Below are 20,157 nucleotides of genomic sequence, written 5' to 3'. Positions count from 1 at the left end.
TTGTGCTTTTGCGTTATCCTCCATTTTATCATGCGTGGCGTCAGCGCGTGTCCGCAACAACCTTAACGGAATCATAATTTTAAGCGATTGATTTAAGAATCTTGTAAGCTGGCGTTTCATGTCCGATAAGAATGGCTTTCTATAATGAAAGCAGCGCAAAGAAAAAGGATAGGAGTGGCGACATGAAAAAAGTATGGATTTCACTCGGTATAGGTGCAGTTCTTTTGACCGGATGTGTTGCACAATCAGAAGCAACCGCAAAAGCCCCGAATACTGAATCGCTTAAAAAGAAAGAAGAAGGTGCAAAGACAATGACTGTAAAAGCAGAATCTTTTGTGCAAGCTCTCCTTGACGGCAAAATGGAATACGTCTACGAGCAGACTAGCACTTCATTCCAAAATCAAGTTTCCAAAGCACAATTTGTAGAGGGGTTTACCGCCTTTAGCAAGGGGGTGACGTCGTGGAATCACCATTCTCAGATGCTCTTCAACGGCAGCTATTATGATACCTGGGTGGATCAGGACGGCAAGCGGGGTCTTGTCCTTTCGACGGATGAAAAAGGGATCATTACGGGTGTTTTATTAAAGCCAGTGGAAAGGCACCCTGACACGGACAATGCTTTGACTAAGCTTGCGTACAGCGCACCGTTTACAGGAGAGTGGTATGTGTTCTGGGGAGGCCAGGATGTCCTTTCGAACTATCACTACGAGTTAGAAAGCCAGCGCTATGCGTACGATCTGATTCAGGTCAAAGACGGGCTATCCTACAAGGGAGACCCTGCGAAGAACGAGAGCTACTACGCATTCGGTCAAGAAATACTCGCACCGCAGGCAGGAACAGTCGTCCACGTCGTCAATGATATTAAGGATAACGTACCTGTCGGCGCCATGAACGCGCAGAAGCCTGCTGGCAATGTCGTCATCCTAGACCATGGTAACGGAGAATTCAGCTACTTCGCACATTTGAAGGAAGGCTCCGCCTCGGTGAAGGTTGGCGATCGTGTGAAAAAAGGCGATGTGCTCGGGCTATGCGGCAACTCCGGCAATTCCAGCGAGCCTCATCTGCATTACCAAGTCTCTGACGGCAAAGATTTGTACAAGAGTAAATCCATTCGCGTGCAATGGGAAAATGGATTGAATCCGCGTCAAGGGGAAAGCATTACCGCGAAGTAATTCATATGACACTGTTAAGCAGCGGCCGTCTATCACTTTGGAAATCAAACAAAGTGGCAGACGGCCGTTTTCTCTATTGATCCCCGCTGAAATTCCAGCAGGCTCCTTCTCCGCCAGGTGGATCTTTATGGAACATCTCTTGTTTTTTTAGCTGTAAGAATCTGCTAGAGTCATTAATAAGAAGATATAAATTGATAGAGGAGGTCCACTGTCAGATGAGTACCAGCCCGAATATTATAGAGGTCGCGTCCCTCATAGGAGAACCTTCTCGCGTCTCCATCCTGGTCAGCCTGATGAACGGTAAGGCACTCCCCGCCAGTGAACTCGCACGAAACGCAAAAGTCACCCCCCAAACAGCAAGCACGCATCTGGCAAAGCTCGTGGAAGGCGGTCTTTTGGTCAGCGAATCGCACGGCCGACATCGCTACTATCGCCTGGCCAGCCCTGAGGTCGCCCAAGCCATGGAATCGCTAATGACCATCGCTGCGCCTAAGCCGGTTCGTTCCTTGCGCGAGTCCGACCAATTGCGTGCCATCCGCTATGCTCGCACCTGCTACGACCATCTCGCAGGAGAAGTGGGCGTTGCCCTGACACAGAAAATGCTGGAATTACAGCTGATTGAAGCATCCGGTCAAGACTACGTGCTCAGTGAAGCGGGAAAAAACAAGCTGCAATCACTCGGCGTAGACCTTCAGGCCAAGCCGAAGAGCAGACGCCGCTATGCCCGTCCGTGTCTCGATTGGAGCGAGCGTCGCCACCACCTGGCAGGCAGTCTCGGTGCCTCTCTCACCAACCGCTTGTTTGAGCTTGGCTGGATTGAGCGAGTGCCAGGCGGGAGAGCAGTCCGTGTTACGCCATTAGGCAGCTCTGGATTTATGACCGAGTTCGGACTGCATGTAGATGAAGGCAAAAAGCACAGCTAGCTACTCTGCCAGCTGTGCTTTTTCACTTACTTGCCTCCGCGGAGCAAACGTCCAGTTCACGAGGAATATCCCTGCAAAAATCAACAGTCCCCCTACATACACATGCCATTGTACTACCTCACCCAACAACAGCCAGCCTGACAGTACTCCGAAGAACGGAGCGAGGAACAAAAAGGCACTCGTTCTGCCCGGATCTCCGTGATTCAGCAAGTAGAACCACGTCGCAAACTGCACAATAGAAGCCATGATCGCGAGCCATAGGACGACGAACACGGAGGTCGGTGTAATGATCAGCTTTGGCGTCTCCAGTGTCAACCCCATGACGAGGAGAAGAATTCCTCCGAACAGCATCTGATAGGCAGTCATCACCCACACGTTGAAGCGGACTCCCCACTTTTTTACGAGAATCGTGGCAATCGACCAAGAGAGGGCAGACCCGATGCCGAACAACGTGCCCGTCTCCCATTGCAAATGAAAGCCCAATGTGATGAATACCCCGACAAGTCCAATCAGAACACCCATCCATTGCGTCAGCCGATAGGATATCCCTAGAAACAGCGTCCCCCATATGACCACGAGCAGCGGATTCATAAATGTCAGGATCGAGGATTCACCTGCTGTAATCGTGCGTAGACTCAAAAAGATACAACCCATGACAGCCGCCGTCTGCAAAAATCCGATCAGACACAGCTTTCCCCAGTCACCCGCCGATTTCGGGAGCGGCTTTTTCCATACCCACGCTGCCATGAGGAGTCCTGCCAATGTAAATCGCAGACCTACCAACAGCAAGGGTGAAAAGTAAGCCAGACCAATTTTTCCTACTGCAAAGGACGAGCCCATCAAGGATGTCGTGACGACGACGAGAATGCCGAACAATATTCGATTCAAGATGTGATTCCCCCGTTTCAGGCAAGCTACTTGTTTCTTCTTACATGTAGTGTACCTGGCGGTTAGTTCGATGAGGGTCGAAGTGTGCAAATTTGCCGTTTTACAGTCGGTACTTTTCCACCATTTTGATCCCGATCTGATTCAGCAAGACAGCCAGTACCTTCCAGACGAGCCGACGATGCAACGGCAAATGCTTGACGTACACCGCTGTATATTCCGGTTCACCCTCCGCTCCCCTGTCTGCTTTGAATGCGCCTACTCCGGCACTTTGATGCAGCAAAATGCCTTTGCTCTCAGCTTCCAGCACGAGCAGGCACGACAGCATGCGATACAACCCGGTTTCTTTTGGAAGCGCAGTATCATAGCCGAAAAGCGGTGTCGTCATGACACCATTGCGCTCAAAATAGCCGAGAATGCCGTCCAGCTGTCCGTCCTTTTCCAACCCGATGAGGGTCAACGTCCTCTTTTGCATCGCCAGCCTGACGAACTCCATCGAGAATTGTGGATTATGCTTGGAGTATTTATCCAAATACAACGAGTTATATAAAGCGACGATTCGTTCCATATGCTGCTCCCCTAGCTCCTCATGTCGAAGGATGCGATAGCCGGATTTTGCAAGCATTTTCCGATCGCGACTGAGCGTATTGCGTACCCGCCACTTGCTCTGCGCTGGCCAATCGGGGTGAAACAGATATACATAGCGACTGGGAACCATGAGATAGCCCTCTGCCGCAAGCCCCTTGTACAAGTCCGGGTAGAGCCTCTGACAAACGGATCGAAACGCGATGATATGTCCGGGAAACTTTTGCATGCAGCTTTGCGTGATGCCCTTCACTTCATCCGCACGCAAATCATGATACAGGTTCGTCGATAACAGCCAATTGTTGATGATAACCATTTTGTTGCATTGGCTCTGTTTCATCCAGAACCCGAGCCCGGAAAGGACAGTCGACAGCACACGCCTCAGAAGCGCTGAATCGAGCATGCCGAGCTCTTCCTTTGCGTACGTCACGTAATGGGTATACACCGAACTGACATACGAATTGTCATACTCGGCCTCGTTCACCGTAACGGGCATGATTCGATCCCCTACACGGAGTGCCAGCATGCGCGTCTGTACATTTTGTACGTAGCGGGCGGGCTGTTCCGTCATCATCGGCATCAAGTAGCTTTTCACATAGTCGGTATCTTGTACTTGTTCCCAAGGGATTTGACCCTGCGAGCCTCTATCATGCCATTCAATCACTTGCCTGCTCACCTTGAACAAACATCCTCTCTACGCGCCGCAATTTTTTCGTGCCGAGATTCAGATGGTACGGTGTAAACACAATCGCTGGCAATTGTCCTTTTTGCTCGGCAATGACTCGCTCCAGGCTTTGGCGTACTTGTTCCTGATCTTCCACAGACGGTCCCTCTCCATCCTTCATGAGCAGGGATACCTCTACCTGCTCGTGGCTTAGCTGCCGTACCGTATACTCTTCGATCGCATCAGAAGTGGTGATGACAGCCCGGCGGATGAAATCGGGAAAGACCGTTATCCAACGCTCTTCGTTTTCGTGGCGAAAAACAAACAAATCATCTGCCCTGCCCTCAATCGATTCCAATGCCATAAACACAGAGCCGCACGGACACGGCGTACGCTTTTCCGTCAAAATGTCGTTCAAGCGATAACGGATGATCGGCTGTGTGGTGCGGGAAAAGTCCGTGATAATCGGAAAAAACCGTTCCTTTTGCTCATCGAGATATTCCTTCTCCACCACCACGAGATCTTCATTGACATGCAAGGTCCCATGTGAGCAGCTCACCGCAAGCAGTCCTTCTGTGCATTGATAAATTTGATGAACGATCTGCCCGAACACTTCCGCTATGTATTTTTGATCCAACGGGTCCAACACTTCCGCCACCGAGATCACCTTGACCGGAGATATCCGCAGTTTTCCTTGACGCTGGGCAGTCGCGAGCATCCTCAGCATGGAGGCAGGTGCAACCAACACGGTCGGCTGATACTGATTCAGATGATCTAAGTGTTGATCGAGCGGTATTTGCAAATCGAAGAACGAGAATTGAATGCGTCTCCTGTTGACCGCCGTGTACAGGTTGCTGTTCGCTCGCAAGAAAAAAGCAATTCGATGCGTGGACCAGAGCGGACCAGGCAGTGCTTTTGCCAAAATCACGCCCGCCCATTTTGCCTGTTCCTGCGGGCCCACCAGAAAAAGCCCGCGATTGCCAGACGTTCCTGAGGATAAGCCTACGGTTACACCATGTAATTGGGGAGTGAAATCGCGTGTCGTTTCTGCTTTCAGTGCAATCGCAAACGCTTCTTCCTTCTTGATCCCATACGTATTCAGCTCGTCAAAATGGTCCATCATACGCTTTTTATCAATCGGCTCCATCTGTCTCCATCGTTCAGGTGAACCTATTCTCTTCCGGTAAAAAGGAGCAGCAGGCAAAATGCGAGACAGCATTGCCTTGACCTGATTATCCTGCCAATTCACCAGCTGCTCACGCGAGGAAAGCCGACGGGCGAGCCACTTCGTCTTTACGTATTGCTTCAAGAGCGTCATGATCTCCATGCGAATTCTCCTCTGCTCGCCTGCCAGACTTCCCCGCAGTGCGTAGGCATGATCTTCATGTCAGGACGCTTGCTCGATAGCACATGCAGTTGGTGCAAATGCTCACGATACGCCTGACGATCCGCCATGATCAGTCTCGCCAGCGGATGAGGCAACAGATTGCCGCGATATGCTTCACTCGACCAAGCGGCATCCGCGCACAAAAATACGTCGCCATGCTCGTGATCACGCAGGAACACACCAAATTGCCCGATCGCATGTCCGTTCAGATCGACGATGTACAGACTCTGATCCGCAAACAAATCGTAGCCCTCTCGATATGGCGCGTATGTCTCAGGCAATGCCAACCTCCTGCCACGATCAATAAAAGTCACGCGCTCCTCGAAATCGTCTGGCATCAAATCCGGCAAGTACGCCTCCCGAAGCGCAGACCATCCCCGCTTTCCCTTGACATGCTTGTAGGCACTCTCGAAGCAGTACAGTCGTGCATGTGGGAAATCTCGCAAGCCGCCGATATGATCTGCGTGGAAATGAGATATGAGAATGCCCGCTATGTCCGTCGTTTTGATCCCTTGCGCCGCAAGCTGCTCACAAACGCTCTGTTGCGCCTCTGAGAATACAGGCGTTATTTTGCCATACAACGAATAAGGGAGCTTGCTCGTGGCTTCAAAAAATCGTTGCGAATAACCCGTATCAAACAGCAGCAAGCCGTGGACAGGGTGCTCGATAAGGCCTGCAATGGCGTGAAACGGAATGTTCTTCATCCGGCCGCCTTTTCGCGAAAACATTTCCAGCTGCTGGCAGTAGCCCGTATCCATCAGCGTCAATTTAACGTCCATCTTGCGTCCTCCACCACTCTGTAAACGTCTCGATGCCCTCTGCGATGCTCACGCGCGGTTCATAGCCCAAATCTCGCTTCGCCTTCGAGATATCCAAGGTTTGTGATTTGGCGAGCACACCTACCGAGTAACGCGTCAAAACCGGCTCGCGATAGCCCAAAACAGTCTTGGAGAGTGCTTCGAGCACCCAAGCTGCCGCATACGCCTTCCAATATGGCAGCTCGCGTGTTTTCAACGAAACACCCAAGCGTCGGAACACATCTGACAATACCTCGATCATCGTCACTGGCTCCCCATTTGTAATATTGTAAGCCTGTCCCAATGTGTGCTCTGGAGAATCCATGCACAAAATCAGCGCGTCCACGACATTTTCTACATAGGTCAAATCGATGATCGCCTTGCCTCCACCGATAAGCGGTACGAATTTCTTTTCATTGGCACGAATCAATCTGGGCAGGATCGCATTGTCACCGGGTCCAAACAGTGCACGCGGACGAATCGTAATCGTCGGAAGCCCAGCAAGAAATGCCTTGTCTACCTCAAGCTCCGCCTGATATTTGGTATGTGCGTATGTATTGGCAAAACGTACGGGCAACGGTTCATCTTCGCGGATACCCAGCTTATCGTCAAAAGCAAAATAAATGCTCGGCGTCGATACATGGATCAGCCGCTGGATGCCGTGTTGCTTGCAGCCCTCGATGACATGAATCGTCCCTGTCACATTCGTCTCGTACATGTCTTTATACGTTCCCCACGGGGAGGAAAAAGCAGCTGCGTGATGCACGATGTCCTGATCGCGACAAGCCCTCATCATGGCTTCCTTATCTCTTATGTCTGCCCGAAGAAATCGTATGCCTCGATCCTGCAAAAGTCGACCAATCCGCTCGTCTCGTCCCTGCGCGGTCACCTCATAGCCCATCTCATGCAGCCTCGTGACCAGCTTCTGACCGAGAAACCCCGTCGCCCCTGTCACTAGCACTCGCTTGTTCATGTCTCCCACATCCTTCTTTGGAGAAAATCGCATGATTTATGCCTCTTCTCCGTTCCATTCGATATCGCTCGTGCTGCAAGCGATCATGCTTTTTCTCGTACGGATACTCTGCCAAGCCAAATCAGCCAGCATCCAGAACTGGTCAAAAAAAGGCCTTGGATCATCCCGTGTGAGCAACACATCTCTTGCAGAAAACAGGTCGCTCGCCCAGCGCTTTGCCTTGTCTTTATTTGTCAGGCCTGCGATTCCGTATGTCAGCATCGCCATCCCTAGCATGCAGGTTTGGTCTCCAGCGGGAACAACGGTATTTCCCAGCCTAGAAAAATAAGCGGCTGCTGCCTCTCGTTGCTCCGTGAATAAATGCACACCGCTAGTCAGGCGTGGATTGCACTCGATCACGTATAGCTCTCCTCGCTCGTTCTCGATCAGGTCAAATGCGATCTGACCGCTAAACTGGTGCCGCCGCACGAACCGGGTTACAAAATCTCTTACTTGCGGATGTGCGGCATAGACGAAATGAATCGATGCTCCTTGCCCTGCCGTATGTGTTGTTTCGTAATCGGCATAAAGTGTGAGCTGGCCGTCATGAGCAACTGCGTAGCTGCACACCTGTCTCCCTTTGATAAACTGCTGGACAAGCCATGGCTGTTCGGCTGTCGGTTCTGGTAGTGTGGACTGTCCTGCCGCAGATGACGGGTCTGCAATGATCCGTACATGAGCTGCGAACCGGGAATACACGGGCTTCAACACTACTGGACCGCCCGCTTGCTGCACGGCCTCCCGCAATTGAGCTGGGGATTGCACCCGAACCGTCTGAGGGACCAAAGCTCCTACCTCGCGCGCCATTTCTGCAAAAAGCCATTTGTCGTGCAACGAGCGCAGTACATCCAGCCTTTCCACGAGCACATCACCAAAGCCAAGCAATTGATCCCGCCCGCGCGATACGTAGAAAATCTCCTCACACGTCGGAATTAACAGATCGATGCGCTCACGCTGCATGATTTCGCACAGTTTTTCCACATACGCATCCGGCTGCTGCCGGGGAGGCGGAACTTGGTAGGAGCGCTCTACGTAACGAGAGTGCTGGCATAAATGTCGCCGCGCACTCTCCGCTACAATGACTCGATGTCCAGCAGCGCCAAGCAATCGTGCCAGCTCTAGTGTGGCTGGAGCTCGACCGCCCGTCAGCAAGACTGATTTTTTAGTATTCAAGAACAATTCCTCCGAGAGACAAGCCAGCTGATGTACCCAACAGCAAGAGATGATCCCCTCGTCTCACACGCTTCTGTGTAATCGCTTCATGCAGCGCCATCGGGATCGAGGCCGCTATCACATTGCCGTGATCAGCCAAAATGTTCACCATCTGCTGGTCGTGAAAGCCGAGCTTGCCTGCCATGATCCGCATTGCCATCCCGCTTGCCTGATGGGGAATAACAGCCTGAATCTGCTCCTTGGTTACGGATGCAGACGATAGCAATCGATCCACAAATCCGGTAATCAGCTGCGAGGTCAGGCGAAAAATTTTCCGTCCATCCATGTCAAAAGCAAAATCAGCTTCTCTTCCTTGTGCATATTGGCGCGGGTGAATGAGCGTACCGCCACCCCTGATTTCGGAATAGTGCGCGCCCTCACTGTATGTTTTCATCCTTGAGCCCAAGATTCGGGAGCTTTCTGTTCCTGGCGTCCTGCCAATGACGACAGCCGCTGCTCCATCTCCGAACAGTACACAGCTCTCCTTTTGCTCCCAATTCAAGCCTGCTGAGGATATCTCTGTCGATATGATCAATACTCGCTCATAACCACCTAGCGCCATCTGGCAAGACATCACATCAAGGGCCGTGACGAAACTCAAGCATGTCGCATTTATATCAAAGCAGGGTATACCTGATTTGCTTAACTGAAGCTCCTCCTGAATCAATGCCGCCGTGCAGGGGATTTCCTGTTGCGCCGTTCCGCTGGCACACACGATACAATCGATATCGTAAAGTGTGAGTCCTGCTGCCTCCAAAGCACGCCTGGCAGCAATGGCACCCATTTGCGCCGCTGTTTCGTTCGTCACAAAATGCCTGACGCTCACCCCGGACTTTTTCTCTACCCAACCAGCGGCGAGTCCCAGTTTTTCCTCCAGATCTGCTGCTGTCACTCGCTTAGTGGGCAAATATTTCCCCGTTCCGAGGATTTTGATTTTTCTCTCCATGATCTGTGTCTCCCTCTGCTCCGCGTTACTCACACACTATTCCACTTCTGCCATTTATTTTACATAAGATTGATGAGATGTGGTAAACAGAATAAACACTTGGTTCTAAATACCCAAGTGTTTACATATCCTACGATTTGTGCACCTGCTATAGCAAAAATCGGTAACCGACTCCCCATACTGTCTCTATGTATTGCGGCTTGGACGGATCATTCTCGATTTTTTCCCGCAGCTTGCTGATATGAACCGTCACCGTCGCGATATCCCCGTACGAATCGAGACCCCAAATTTTTTCAAACAGCTCCGTCTTGCTGAATACCCAGTTGGGATGTATCACCAAAAAGAGCAAGAGGTCGTACTCCTTGGAAGTGAAAACGACTTCCTTGTCGTTGATGTAGACTCTTCTCGCCAGCTTGTCGATGCGAATCCCGCGAAGCTTGATTTCCTCTTTTGACGCACGCGGTTTGGCATCGGAGACAAGGCGATCATAACGGGCCAAATGGGCTTTGACCCTCGCTACCAGTTCACCTAAGCTAAACGGCTTGCTAATATGATCGTCGGCACCCAGCCCTAGACCCCGGATCTTGTCGATGTCTTCCTTTTTCGCCGTCACGAGCAGAATGGGAATATTTTTGGCTTCGCGTACTTGCTTGCAAATTTCGAAGCCATCCACGATCGGTAGCATCAGGTCTAAAATCAGCAGGTCATACTCCTCTTGCAGCCCTTTTTGCAAGCCCGTATCACCGGAAGTAGCGACGTCTACAACGTAGCCATTTGCCTCTAAGTAATCCTTTTCCACCTCTGCTATTATCTCGTCATCTTCAATGATTAAAATACGCTTCATACCGTGTCGCCCCCGACTTTCTTGAGATCAGGCAAGGAAAAACAAATGCGGGTCCCGCTTCCACTCTCACTTTCCGCCCATACACGACCACCGTGCCCCTCTACGATTTGTTGGACGATGGCAAGACCAAGACCACTGCCTCCCATCGCCGAATTGCGTGAAGGATCAGCCCGATAAAAACGATCAAAAATATAGGGGATCGCTTCCTTTTCGATTCCAGTCCCGTTGTCGGACAACGTCACGATCACATCACCGCCGCCACTCTCTACTTCCAATCGGATCAGCTTCGCTTCCTTGTCCAAGTACTTCAGGCTATTGTCCACGATATTCATGAGCACGCGATGGAGTTTTTCCTGATCTGCCATGACCGTAATCGGAATGTCATGCTTCTCGTCATACAGAATTTGTACGCCATGCATTCGGGGGTCCAGTCGCAATTCCTCGGCAAACTGAACCATATATACTCTCAGATCTACTTCTTCAAAGTGAAAAGGAAACTTGTTCAAATCCAGCCTCGAAAATAAAAACAGCTCATCGATCAGACGGTCCATCTGTTCTGATTTGATCGCAATCATTTTCATATATTTATCCCGCTTCGCTTCGGTATCCGCAATCCCTTCCTGCACCGCTTCCACGCAAGCTTTGATCCCCGTAATGGGTGTTTTCAAATCGTGCGAGATACTGGAGATCAGTTGCTTGCGATTTTCCTCGTACTGAAGCTGCAAGCGGATTGAATCATACAATCTGACCCGCATCTCTTCAAATGCTTCTCCCAGCTCCCCCAGCTCATCTTTGCGATTGAGCTGAACAGGACGCTCCAAATTGCCTTCCTTGATTTCGTTCGCTGACTGCTTTAGTGCGTACAACGGCCGGAGGATATTGCGTGAGACGAGAAAGGTTAAAACACCGTTCGTCAGCGCTACAATCACGAGAAGACTAAGAATCATTGCGATCGAGAAGTAAATACCCGTTTGGATAAAAGGAAAGGAATTCGCCAGGAAGTAGAGCTTTCCTTTACTCTGATCACCATAAGTGAACTCGTACGTATCAAACGTATAGCCGCTCTTTTTAAACTGCTTCCAGCTATGCGGATCGGTCTGTTCCCTCATATATTCCGGTAGCTCCATGCTGTCAATTGACTGGGAGGCGAATAGCACATTTCCGTCCTTCGTAACAATCAACGCTCCGCCGACAGATTTCAACTGCTCATCCGTCTCTGTCAGCATATCGTGGTTCGTCAATTGATTGGGAGCGTATTTGGCCATGAATGTAACACCGGCAAACAATTCGTCTCGCTTATTGAGCGTATCACGAAAGAACGGTTTCCCTGCTTCTCTTTCATGACCAAGCTGCCCCCCCCAAAAGTAGTTAGCCAATACCGATGCCACCAGTCCAAACAAAACGACGGGAATGATAATCATGGCGATATAGGAGAGCAAAAGTCTTGTTTTGATCGACATGGTTCATCACTCCCTCACTGTTCGTGCTTACTCCGAATCTGAATCTGAATGCTTCGACCAGCCTTTTTTCCATCTGTTCTTCATGTCCTCGCGGGAAACCTTCTCGACTTGCTTACCAGTGAGATCGATGCGATCAGGGGTAGTTGTACCCAGATCTGACAGGCGTATATCCACCGAAAGCTGAAGCTTGTGCTCCTTACCGGACTCGTCTGTTCCCGACAAGTGCACCAAGGCAGATTGTTGTTCGATTTGATTATTTTTGTTGATCGTGGCGTTCAGTGATACTTGCTCCACTTGAAAATCCTCTTGCAGGCGTGGAAGCTTGACGGAAAGATGGTTTTCTGCGGAAGACTCTTCTTGACTATGTTCGGCGAGCTTGTCGTAAATAATCGGTCCGGCCGCTTGAACAAATACCGGGATTTGCTCCTCGGATAGCTGTAGCGATGTGCGTTTGCCTCCATCCGCAAGATTCTCTACGGTCGACTCTTTTCCGATGTCACCAAATAGCGTAGCGAACAGCTTGTGCATCATTACCCCACGTTTGTTATCGGCGTCATTCTCTGGTTTGTGCTTTCTAACCATTTTCTCCATGAGCCGATAAACGTCACTATCCCCTTTTTTAACAACCACTTGATCTTTTTCAAGAAAGGCTTGAAAGCTTTTCTCGCCCAGCATATCCGCATAAGTCGCATCCACATTTCCAATGTGCTGGTTATGGTCGATCTTTGCTACTCCTTCAAGTGTGAACAGCTTCGTTCCGTTGTCTGTGAGTGCTAGCTGTGCGTGGGCCGTCATGCTTTTCGCTTCTTTTGTTTGGTGCAGGGCTGATTCGTACACCCCCATCGTCGTGTTATCCGTACTCGCTGATGCACCGTATCCCCAAATCAATGCTCCTGTGATTCCAACCGATAAGCTGATACCCAACCATTTTTTCCGCATGTTGATCCCTCCTATTTGATCGAAAGCAACTTTCACATGCTTTCTGTACAAGTGATGATAAGGAGAGGGTCTTAACACGCTCTAAATCAATTCTAAAAAAAGTGTAAAAACATTTCCATATGCTATATTGGAAGAATCAAGATACAGCATGAACCTGAAGTGGAGGCATTATCGATGAGCATGAAAGAAGGCTATATTGAAGTTCCTGGCGGGAGAGTATGGTACAGTCGTGTCGGCGAAGGAGAGAAAACGCCTCTGATCGTACTTCACGGAGGGCCTGGCAATACGCATGATCCGCTCAAATCGACGTTGCATGTTTTGGGCGATGAAAGACCTGTTATTTTTTATGACCAGTTAGGATCGGGAAATTCGGATCGACCGACTGATCTTTCTCTGTGGAAAACGGAGCGCTTTGTGGAGGAACTGGCTTGCGTACGACAAGCACTTGACTTAAAAGAGGTTCACATCCTGGGGCACTCGTGGGGTACGATGCTGGCTGCTGCTTATTTGGTCGATGCCAAGCCGGAAGGGGTACAGAGCGTCATCTTCTCCAGCCCATGTCTGAGTGCAGAGCGTTGGAAACAAGACGCAGATCGTCTCATTGCCCAATTGCCGGATGAAGTCCAACAAACAATCTCCACACACGAGGAGCAAGGGACCACTCGTTCAAAAGAATACCAGGATGCCATGAAGGAATACTACGCTCGCCATGTGTGTCGCCTGGACCCAATGCCAGCGGTCATGACAGAAAGCCGTCCGAAAGGGAATAAAGATGTGTACATGACGATGTGGGGACCATCTGAGTTTTGCCCAACAGGGAATTTGAAAACATTTGATTACACGCCCAAGCTGCATCAAATCAACATCCCTTCGCTGTTTGTCTGTGGCCGCTATGATGAAGCGACTCCAGAAGCGACAGGGTATTATCGATCTCTCGTGCCAGACGCACAGCTCCATGTTTTTGAAAACAGCTCGCATGTCGGCTATTTGGAAGAGACAGAGGAGTACGTGCAGGTAGTCCGAAGCTTTTTGCAAAAAATAGAAACGAAATAAAAAATTTTACTTCATCAGCGCTTGCCACGTACCGGCTTAGCCTGACATGTACAAACCGGAATGACTTCGTATCGCCGAACGATACGGAGTTTTTCCGGTTTTTTTATGATATTCACCTACCTCGGTCATTTCACATAAATTAGTTTAGAAGTAAGGGTTGGCCTTTAAGCAATGGAGGTATTAGTATGATTCATTTCAATTCTTTTCAGGGGACCGTTACAATGATAAGTGATTTCATCACAGGGCAAAATGGTGAAGGAGAAGGATGTTATAAATTAATATCTGTAGATAACGCTTTAGGAGCATTAGTTAATTTCGTAGTATCACCTACAACTTACTTTGTAGACCATGTAATGGTGGCAGTAGGCGATCGCGTAACTGGATATTATGATGGGAATGCGCCTGTTCCTTTTATTTACCCTCCACAATATCAAGCACTTGTCATGGTAAAAAACAGCTCAATTCAGAATGTAAAAGTAGATTATTTTAATAGTCAGCTGGTGAGTAGTGACGGGCAATTACAATTAAATATTTCTCCATATACCCAAATCGTATTAACAAATGGGCAACCCTTTTCTAGAACCCCCGTGAACCGAGATCTAATTGTTATCTATGGACCTTCCACAAGAAGTATCCCCGCCCAAACCACACCCTATAGAATCATTGTTTTTTGTTAGAAGTTATTTTCATTTGCTTTTTTCCATTATCTGACGCATTATTTGAGGGCCATGGTAAATGAAAGAAAGCTGCCCGAAGTAGATCCTCGACAGAACCACTTCGAACAGCCTGTTATTTGAATCCGATATGCTTGTCATACACATCGTATACAGAACGTGAAATGATCGCAGCCGATCTTCCCCCATAACCACCCTCAGGAACAATCACCGCTACTGCCAGGACAGGATCGTCGACAGGTGCATACGAAATACTGACGCCATTCGTAATGCGGGCGTGCATTTTCCACCTTGTCTTTTTCTTTCCTGTTTTCTCGTCTGTCACGGTCACCGGCACATAAATATCTTGCTCAGATGTTCCCGTTTTTGCCGCTACCTGAAACGGCATTCCCTCATACGCACGGACAGCCGTTCCCCCTGGCTTCGTGACCATTACCATGCCTTGCTCCAAAATGTCCCAATATTTATCAGGGTGAGGGAAGGTACTCATCGTTTTGGGCGTGTACGTTTTCACCAGTTTTCCTTTTGGGTCTGTGATCTTGTCTACCATTTGCGGCTGCAAACGAACACCTTTATTCGCTAACGTCGCCGCAAACTGTGCCAATTGCATCGTCGTTGCCCTTACTTGTTGCCCGAAGGAAGCCTGCACCATCGCTGCTAACGGACCGTAATTTTCATTCATCACTAAATAGTCTTCTTTGCCTTTGCTTTCATTCGGCAAATCCACGCCTGTCTGAACCCCTAATCCGAATGCGTGATAGTACGATTGCAGGATGGACGCTGATTCTTTTCCCTTTCGACGGGACAGCTCCTCCCCGATTCTCGCCATGTACGTATTCGATGACTTTTGCAGGGAAATCGCAGGGGTAATCATGCCATGTGCTTTGGAATTGTCGTTCTTAATCCGGTCCGTACCACGTCCATAGTGATACACACCTGCATCATTCCAACGATCGGAAGGAGAGATGATGCCTTCCTGCAAACCGAGCAATACCGTAATCGGCTTGAGGACAGACCCTGACGGCACAATTGAACCCGGGTGCTTGTAGCCCTCCTGGATGGCCGCCTCTCCCGTTAATGGCCGCGTATCGTATGGCGCCTCTCGGATCGTCCCATTCGTCACCGCCAGCTTGATCTCGTCATACATTTTTTGGTCTGGTCCCTCAATCCACACGTTTGGATCATATTCAGGATAACTGACCATCGCGACGACCTTGCCTGTCTTGACCTCTACTGCCACGACATACGCTCCCTTTGCCGCCCTCGCCTCAGGGATTGTCGCGCGCATCTTAGGAAGAAACTCTCGGATCGAATCCCGAATATCTAGCTGTATCCGCTGATCAATGGTGAGATACACATGATTCCCCGGGACAGATGGTACTTCCTCCACCTGCTTCACGACTGTTTGATCTGCAGCGACCTCATACATGCGGTATCCGTTACTCCCGCGAAGCTCTTTCTCGTAAGACAGCTCAATGCCATCGAGGCCGACTAGCTGAGTGGGCAAATACCTTTCACTTTCATCCTTATAGGAAGCCAGCTTCACATTTTCGGCGATGTGAAAAGGTCGGACATACCCCACCGCCTGTACGGCGATTTGCTTGGGATCGTATTTCCGGATCGGTTTCGTTACCACTTCAATACCCGGCAGCTTCCCCCGATGCTCTCCCAATACAGCAATTTCCTTCTCCGTCAAATCCACCTTCAGTTCTTTTTCCAAATAGCGCGGCAATTGTCGCCCCACTTCCACATAGTTGCCCTTCTCGTAGGCGTAGCCAACGTCCATCTTTTTTAACAACGTGGCCTTGTCGAGATTTAATATTTTCTCCAGCTTTTCCACCAGTTCAAAGTACGTTTCCTTCGCCATGACCTCCTGCTCACGGAAGACAGCGAGATGGGAGGGACGACTTTCGGCAATGACATACCCGTTGCGGTCATAAATGTTTCCTCGCATAGCCGGAATGTAGTCTTTCTTATACGATCTGTTCGCCAGCTCATCTGCATATTCACTTCCTTGCTGGATTTGGATTTGTGCCAGTCTCAGGATAATAACGACAAACATGAGAAATACGATAATATAGATGATTTGTAGACGCTTCACACGCTCATTTTTCTGTTCCTTCATACCTGGTCTCCCTAATCTTTCAGTACCTTCGTGAAAATTCGCTTGATTCGTGCATCGAGTACATGACTGCCACCCCGACCACGGACGTCTTCTACCATCATCGTGACCAGCAAGCGCGGATCATCTACATTAAACACGGCGTACCATCCGTATTCCTTACCGAGCTCGCCTTTTTTCTGTTTCAGCTCGGCGGTGCCTGTTTTGCCCGCCATGCGAATACCTGGTGCGCGTGCTCCGCGTCCAGTGCCGCGCGGGTCTTCCATGACTTGTATCAAATGCTGCTTCACATCGCTCGCCACATCGGCAGGGATGACATTCGTCTTCCAATACGTATCTTTTTTGTCTGCCTGCAACAGTGACGGATAAACAATATTTCCGTCGTTCACAAAAGCACTGTATACCAGCGCAAGATGCAGCGGAGTCATCGTTACTTCACCCTGACCGTAGCCAGAGTCAGCCAGTTGAATCTCGTTTTTAAAGCCTTCGTTATACAGCTTCGATTTATCCAGTGGATACGGTATTGGGAGAGCCTCATGAAAGCCTAACAGCTCGCTCTTTTTCACGAATTGCTCCTCACCCATGGAGAGTGCCGCTTTGGCAAAGTAAATATTGTCGGAGTAGACCAATGCTTTTTCCAAATTGACAGGTCCCCCGTAATCGCTGACCCGCATCACCTCATACCCACCCCACGACGAATCCTTTTGCCAATGCAGTCCGCGGACATGGATGCTGTCCTCCGGAGTAATCGCTCCCGATTCCAGTCCAATTGCCGCAGTAATTGGTTTGAAAGTCGAGCCCGGCGCAAACCCGCGCGCGAATCGATTGAGAAGTGGCTTTTGCGGGTTTTCGTTGATTTGCTTCCACTCGGTAGCTGACATTCCCAAGACAAACGCATTGGGATCAAAGGAGGGAGAATTGGTGAGAGCAAGTATTTCCCCTGTCTTTGGTGAGATCGCCGCAGCCGTTCCTGCTTCGTTTTTCAGCTCATTGTAAATCGTCTGCTGCACCTTTACGTCGATGGTTAATGCCAGTGGCTGTCCATGCTTGACGAAGCGTTCCGCCACTGTCTTTTTTACCGTTCCATCTGCATCCGTAATGACGATACGTCCGCCTGCACTCCCTCTTAGCTGCGCTTCGTAAATCTGTTCCAGTCCTGATTTGCCGATCACGTCAGACGGCTGGTAGCCCTGATCCTTTCGCTTTTCGTACTCTTCCTGATTGATTGCTCCAACGTATCCAACCAGATGAGCCGCCGCTTCCTTATAGGGATAGTATCTGACTTTCTTTTTTTGCAAGTGGAGTCCATTTGTTTTTTCTAATCGTTCGATGCGGGCATCGTCCTCTGGCAGAGTGGCGATCCGGATAAACTTGACCGACTTGCTTGTTGCTTCCACCTTCGAAATGAGGTCTGCCAGCGGAATCTGCAATAGCTTGCTGACCTCTATTTTTCCGGCCTGAGAAGTCTGGCCCCATTCTCCGGGACGTATCCCGATGTCTACCACGACACGCTCTGTCGCCAATGGACGCCCAGCCCGATCCGTGATCTCGCCTCGTCTGGGATACACCGTATTGGCCCTTACTTTGTCCCCTTCTTTCATGTCGGGAAAAATAAAAGAAGGATTCCAATGAATGTACCAGTCCTCCAGATCATTCTGCGTTTCTTTGATAAGCGTTGCTTTGCCCGTAAACGAAATCGGCTCGACGAAAGTTTCCATCTTCAGCCGGTAATGAAAGTTGATCTGCCCATCCTCACCTGGCATAACGTCGCCATTGTACATCGGCTCGACGGCAAGTGCTTTGGCCTCGATTCCTCCGTAAATGTTTTGATAGCGCGAAATGAATTCTTCTTTGGTAATGGTCTTTTTTGTATGTAAAGAAAGCTGCTCGTACATGCCAGAGAATTCCTGATCTTCCCATTTTTTCGTGTACGCGGTGAATGCGGCCTTTGCCCTCTCACCATCCGACTTCGTGGTGTCCTTCCAAAAGTCCCAGAAAAGATAGAAAAACCCTGAGAGAACAACGACAAAAACCGTCCAAAATACCAACCATGTCTTTTTCACTAGTCATTCACCTTCCCTTCCACACGATATTACAGTCAGATCACATAATATATGGAAAAAAGATGATGACGTTATGAGACTATTCTCATAGGACGATGATAAGTGTCAGATAGTTACATGAAATGCAAAAAAACACAGGAATATCATCCTGTGTCTGTCGTACTGCCCGCTATTCTTCCCACATGTAGCCAAAGCGCGGTATCGTGGTGACGTTCTCGCCATATCTGCCCAACCGTTTTCGCAAGCGATAAACAAGGGCGTTGATCTCTGCTCGTCCAACATCCGGGACACTGCCCTCCGCATTCATCATACGCTCCGGCCATACAAGTACCATGATTTCCTCATAGCTGACTGCCTGATTCCCACGCTGGTACAATAGCATGAGCAAGTCCATATCTTTTCCGGTCAAATGAATTCTTGCGCCATCCAGCCGTATTTCTCTGCGCTCCATATTGATGACCAAGCCAGATGAAGAGGGGGTCTCTTTCGGATTCGTCAAAGGGAATGAGAACTCCCGGGTCACATCCAGCTCGCTTCCCTCGGCGAAAAATATCATTTCTACCACGCCTTTGGCAAGCGTAATATGATCGCCATGATAGAGAAAATGCGGTGCCTGCTGAATCGATGTCCCATTTACTTCTGTCCCATGCTTGCTTTGCAAATCAGAAATCGTATATTGGTTGTTGATTTTCCGGATCACTGCATGTCTTCTGGAGATGTACGGACTAGAAAAAGCAATGTCTGGTTGTAATTGATTGCCACGTCGACCAATCGTACACTCTTCTTTATGAAGAAACTGACGCTTTTGCAGCTGCTCGGGGTCTCCTTTTTTAATCAAAACATAGATGCCGTCGTCCAACATTCATCACCTCGAAAAGAGTTGGAGCTATCTGTATTTATTTACATAACAAATTACACATAAGTCAATACTTTTTCTATTTGAACATCTATTAATAGCAAAAAAGCCGCCAACTGTCCAGCCAATGAAGGTGACCGGGCGTTTGACAGCTCTATATCATCGCTATCCGCGAACGAATAACGCTTGATTTTTTCTATGTTGATCGTCTTAGGAGCAGCGTTTGAGAGCTGCGAATTTTTTCGGCTCAATCGCCAGTAGATGACAAGCGCCATTCGGGATAAAGAGCTTGTAGGAAACTCCTTTTGGGACGACGATAAACTCCCCGGCCTCCACCCATATATTACGCTCATGGTACATCAGCAGCAGTCTACCATTGACGACGAATAGCAGTTCATCTTTCTGGTCATTTTGTTGCCAAGGATATTCACCTTGCAGCTTCTCTACCTTTATCGATGTATCATTCATCTCTCCGACAACCAGAGAGCCCCAAGAATCTTGCAAGCGTGATAAATGTTGTGCGACGTTCACCTTATCCATGATGATCCTCTCCCCTTTGCACT

At 49.4% G+C, this 20,157-nt stretch carries 18 protein-coding genes; 4 read left to right on the top strand and 14 right to left on the bottom strand.

Going from position 1 to position 20,157, the window contains the following annotated elements; all coding sequences use genetic code 11:
- Positions 1-182: 182 nt before the first annotated feature.
- Positions 183-1,172 carry a peptidoglycan DD-metalloendopeptidase family protein gene (locus AB1L17_RS17630; protein WP_412845915.1) on the top strand — a complete coding sequence of 330 codons (990 nt, stop codon included), beginning with the start codon at positions 183-185 and terminating at the stop codon, positions 1,170-1,172.
- Positions 1,173-1,387: 215 nt separating this feature from the next.
- On the top strand, positions 1,388-2,095 hold the full coding sequence (locus AB1L17_RS17625) for an ArsR/SmtB family transcription factor (protein ID WP_412845916.1): 708 nt from the start codon (positions 1,388-1,390) through the stop codon (positions 2,093-2,095).
- Here AB1L17_RS17625 and AB1L17_RS17620 read toward each other — a convergent pair whose 3' ends face one another.
- The 10 genes from AB1L17_RS17620 to AB1L17_RS17575 form a co-directional block, all read right to left on the bottom strand.
- The gene (locus AB1L17_RS17620; protein WP_412845917.1) at positions 2,096-2,983 is read right to left on the bottom strand and encodes a DMT family transporter; all 888 of its coding nucleotides are present in this window, start codon (positions 2,981-2,983) and stop codon (positions 2,096-2,098) included.
- Positions 2,984-3,083: 100 nt separating this feature from the next.
- Entirely contained in the window at positions 3,084-4,229 is a 1,146-nt protein-coding gene (locus AB1L17_RS17615; RefSeq protein WP_412845918.1) for a GNAT family N-acetyltransferase, read from the bottom strand.
- A complete protein-coding gene (locus AB1L17_RS17610; protein ID WP_412845919.1) occupies positions 4,222-5,556 on the bottom strand; it encodes a F390 synthetase-related protein in 1,335 nt (444 codons plus the stop codon). The genes AB1L17_RS17615 and AB1L17_RS17610 overlap by 8 nt, the downstream gene beginning before the upstream one ends.
- A complete protein-coding gene (locus AB1L17_RS17605; protein WP_412845920.1) occupies positions 5,544-6,395 on the bottom strand; it encodes an MBL fold metallo-hydrolase in 852 nt (283 codons plus the stop codon). The genes AB1L17_RS17610 and AB1L17_RS17605 overlap by 13 nt, the downstream gene beginning before the upstream one ends.
- On the bottom strand, positions 6,385-7,386 hold the full coding sequence (locus tag AB1L17_RS17600) for an NAD-dependent epimerase/dehydratase family protein (protein WP_412845921.1): 1,002 nt from the start codon (positions 7,384-7,386) through the stop codon (positions 6,385-6,387). The genes AB1L17_RS17605 and AB1L17_RS17600 overlap by 11 nt, the downstream gene beginning before the upstream one ends.
- Before the next feature lie 36 nt (positions 7,387-7,422).
- Positions 7,423-8,598, bottom strand: coding sequence for an ATP-grasp domain-containing protein (locus AB1L17_RS17595; RefSeq protein ID WP_412845922.1), 1,176 nt, complete (start codon positions 8,596-8,598; stop codon positions 7,423-7,425).
- Entirely contained in the window at positions 8,588-9,583 is a 996-nt protein-coding gene (locus tag AB1L17_RS17590) for a beta-ketoacyl-ACP synthase III (RefSeq protein ID WP_412845923.1), read from the bottom strand. Before AB1L17_RS17590 ends, AB1L17_RS17595 begins: the two co-directional genes overlap by 11 nt.
- Positions 9,584-9,731: 148 nt before the next feature.
- Positions 9,732-10,427, bottom strand: a complete 696-nt coding sequence (locus AB1L17_RS17585; RefSeq protein WP_412845924.1) for a response regulator transcription factor — start codon at positions 10,425-10,427, stop codon at positions 9,732-9,734.
- Positions 10,424-11,887 carry a sensor histidine kinase gene (locus AB1L17_RS17580; protein WP_412845925.1) on the bottom strand — a complete coding sequence of 488 codons (1,464 nt, stop codon included), beginning with the start codon at positions 11,885-11,887 and terminating at the stop codon, positions 10,424-10,426. Before AB1L17_RS17580 ends, AB1L17_RS17585 begins: the two co-directional genes overlap by 4 nt.
- A gap of 27 nt (positions 11,888-11,914) precedes the next feature.
- Positions 11,915-12,826 (bottom strand): hypothetical protein, encoded by a 912-nt coding sequence (locus AB1L17_RS17575; protein ID WP_412845927.1) that lies wholly within the window; start codon positions 12,824-12,826, stop codon positions 11,915-11,917.
- Between the two features lie 174 nt (positions 12,827-13,000).
- Here AB1L17_RS17575 and AB1L17_RS17570 point away from each other — a divergent pair, with 174 nt between their 5' ends.
- Together AB1L17_RS17570 and AB1L17_RS17565 are read left to right on the top strand one after the other, a co-directional pair.
- Positions 13,001-13,879, top strand: a complete 879-nt coding sequence (locus AB1L17_RS17570) for a proline iminopeptidase-family hydrolase (protein ID WP_412845928.1) — start codon at positions 13,001-13,003, stop codon at positions 13,877-13,879.
- Between the two features lie 185 nt (positions 13,880-14,064).
- Positions 14,065-14,556: a hypothetical protein gene (locus AB1L17_RS17565; protein ID WP_412845929.1), complete on the top strand. Its 492-nt coding sequence runs from the start codon at positions 14,065-14,067 to the stop codon at positions 14,554-14,556.
- Positions 14,557-14,668: 112 nt separating this feature from the next.
- Here AB1L17_RS17565 and AB1L17_RS17560 read toward each other — a convergent pair whose 3' ends face one another.
- From AB1L17_RS17560 to AB1L17_RS17545, 4 genes are all read right to left on the bottom strand, one after another.
- Positions 14,669-16,678 (bottom strand): peptidoglycan D,D-transpeptidase FtsI family protein, encoded by a 2,010-nt coding sequence (locus AB1L17_RS17560; protein ID WP_412845930.1) that lies wholly within the window; start codon positions 16,676-16,678, stop codon positions 14,669-14,671.
- Positions 16,679-16,689: 11 nt separating this feature from the next.
- Positions 16,690-18,738, bottom strand: coding sequence for a penicillin-binding transpeptidase domain-containing protein (locus tag AB1L17_RS17555; protein WP_412845931.1), 2,049 nt, complete (start codon positions 18,736-18,738; stop codon positions 16,690-16,692).
- A gap of 169 nt (positions 18,739-18,907) precedes the next feature.
- Positions 18,908-19,600 (bottom strand): FHA domain-containing protein, encoded by a 693-nt coding sequence (locus tag AB1L17_RS17550; protein WP_412845933.1) that lies wholly within the window; start codon positions 19,598-19,600, stop codon positions 18,908-18,910.
- 204 nt (positions 19,601-19,804) lie between these two features.
- Complete coding sequence (locus AB1L17_RS17545) at positions 19,805-20,134, bottom strand: EutQ-related cupin domain-containing protein (protein ID WP_412845934.1); 330 nt, start codon at positions 20,132-20,134, stop codon at positions 19,805-19,807.
- Positions 20,135-20,157 lie beyond the last annotated feature (23 nt).

The organism is Brevibacillus jepli (assembly GCF_047229145.1).
Lineage (GTDB): Bacteria > Bacillota > Bacilli > Brevibacillales > Brevibacillaceae > Brevibacillus.
The sequence above is the reverse complement of the archived record's forward strand: the minus strand, read 5'-3'. Positions and strand labels throughout refer to the sequence as shown.

Excerpts from the sequence above, each read along its gene's own strand:
- AB1L17_RS17580 (WP_412845925.1), bottom strand. The coding sequence starts at position 11,887 with ATGTCGATCAAAACAAGACTTTTGCTCTCCTATATCGCCATGATTATC.
- AB1L17_RS17570 (WP_412845928.1), top strand. The coding sequence starts at position 13,001 with ATGAGCATGAAAGAAGGCTATATTGAAGTTCCTGGCGGGAGAGTATGG.
- AB1L17_RS17600 (WP_412845921.1), bottom strand. The coding sequence starts at position 7,386 with ATGAACAAGCGAGTGCTAGTGACAGGGGCGACGGGGTTTCTCGGTCAG.
- AB1L17_RS17575 (WP_412845927.1), bottom strand. The coding sequence starts at position 12,826 with ATGCGGAAAAAATGGTTGGGTATCAGCTTATCGGTTGGAATCACAGGA.
- AB1L17_RS17565 (WP_412845929.1), top strand. The coding sequence starts at position 14,065 with ATGATTCATTTCAATTCTTTTCAGGGGACCGTTACAATGATAAGTGAT.
- AB1L17_RS17590 (WP_412845923.1), bottom strand. The coding sequence starts at position 9,583 with ATGGAGAGAAAAATCAAAATCCTCGGAACGGGGAAATATTTGCCCACT.
- AB1L17_RS17560 (WP_412845930.1), bottom strand. The coding sequence starts at position 16,678 with ATGAAGGAACAGAAAAATGAGCGTGTGAAGCGTCTACAAATCATCTAT.
- AB1L17_RS17610 (WP_412845919.1), bottom strand. The coding sequence starts at position 5,556 with ATGGAGATCATGACGCTCTTGAAGCAATACGTAAAGACGAAGTGGCTC.
- AB1L17_RS17625 (WP_412845916.1), top strand. The coding sequence starts at position 1,388 with ATGAGTACCAGCCCGAATATTATAGAGGTCGCGTCCCTCATAGGAGAA.
- AB1L17_RS17550 (WP_412845933.1), bottom strand. The coding sequence starts at position 19,600 with ATGTTGGACGACGGCATCTATGTTTTGATTAAAAAAGGAGACCCCGAG.
- AB1L17_RS17585 (WP_412845924.1), bottom strand. The coding sequence starts at position 10,427 with ATGAAGCGTATTTTAATCATTGAAGATGACGAGATAATAGCAGAGGTG.
- AB1L17_RS17605 (WP_412845920.1), bottom strand. The coding sequence starts at position 6,395 with ATGGACGTTAAATTGACGCTGATGGATACGGGCTACTGCCAGCAGCTG.
- AB1L17_RS17630 (WP_412845915.1), top strand. The coding sequence starts at position 183 with ATGAAAAAAGTATGGATTTCACTCGGTATAGGTGCAGTTCTTTTGACC.
- AB1L17_RS17545 (WP_412845934.1), bottom strand. The coding sequence starts at position 20,134 with ATGGATAAGGTGAACGTCGCACAACATTTATCACGCTTGCAAGATTCT.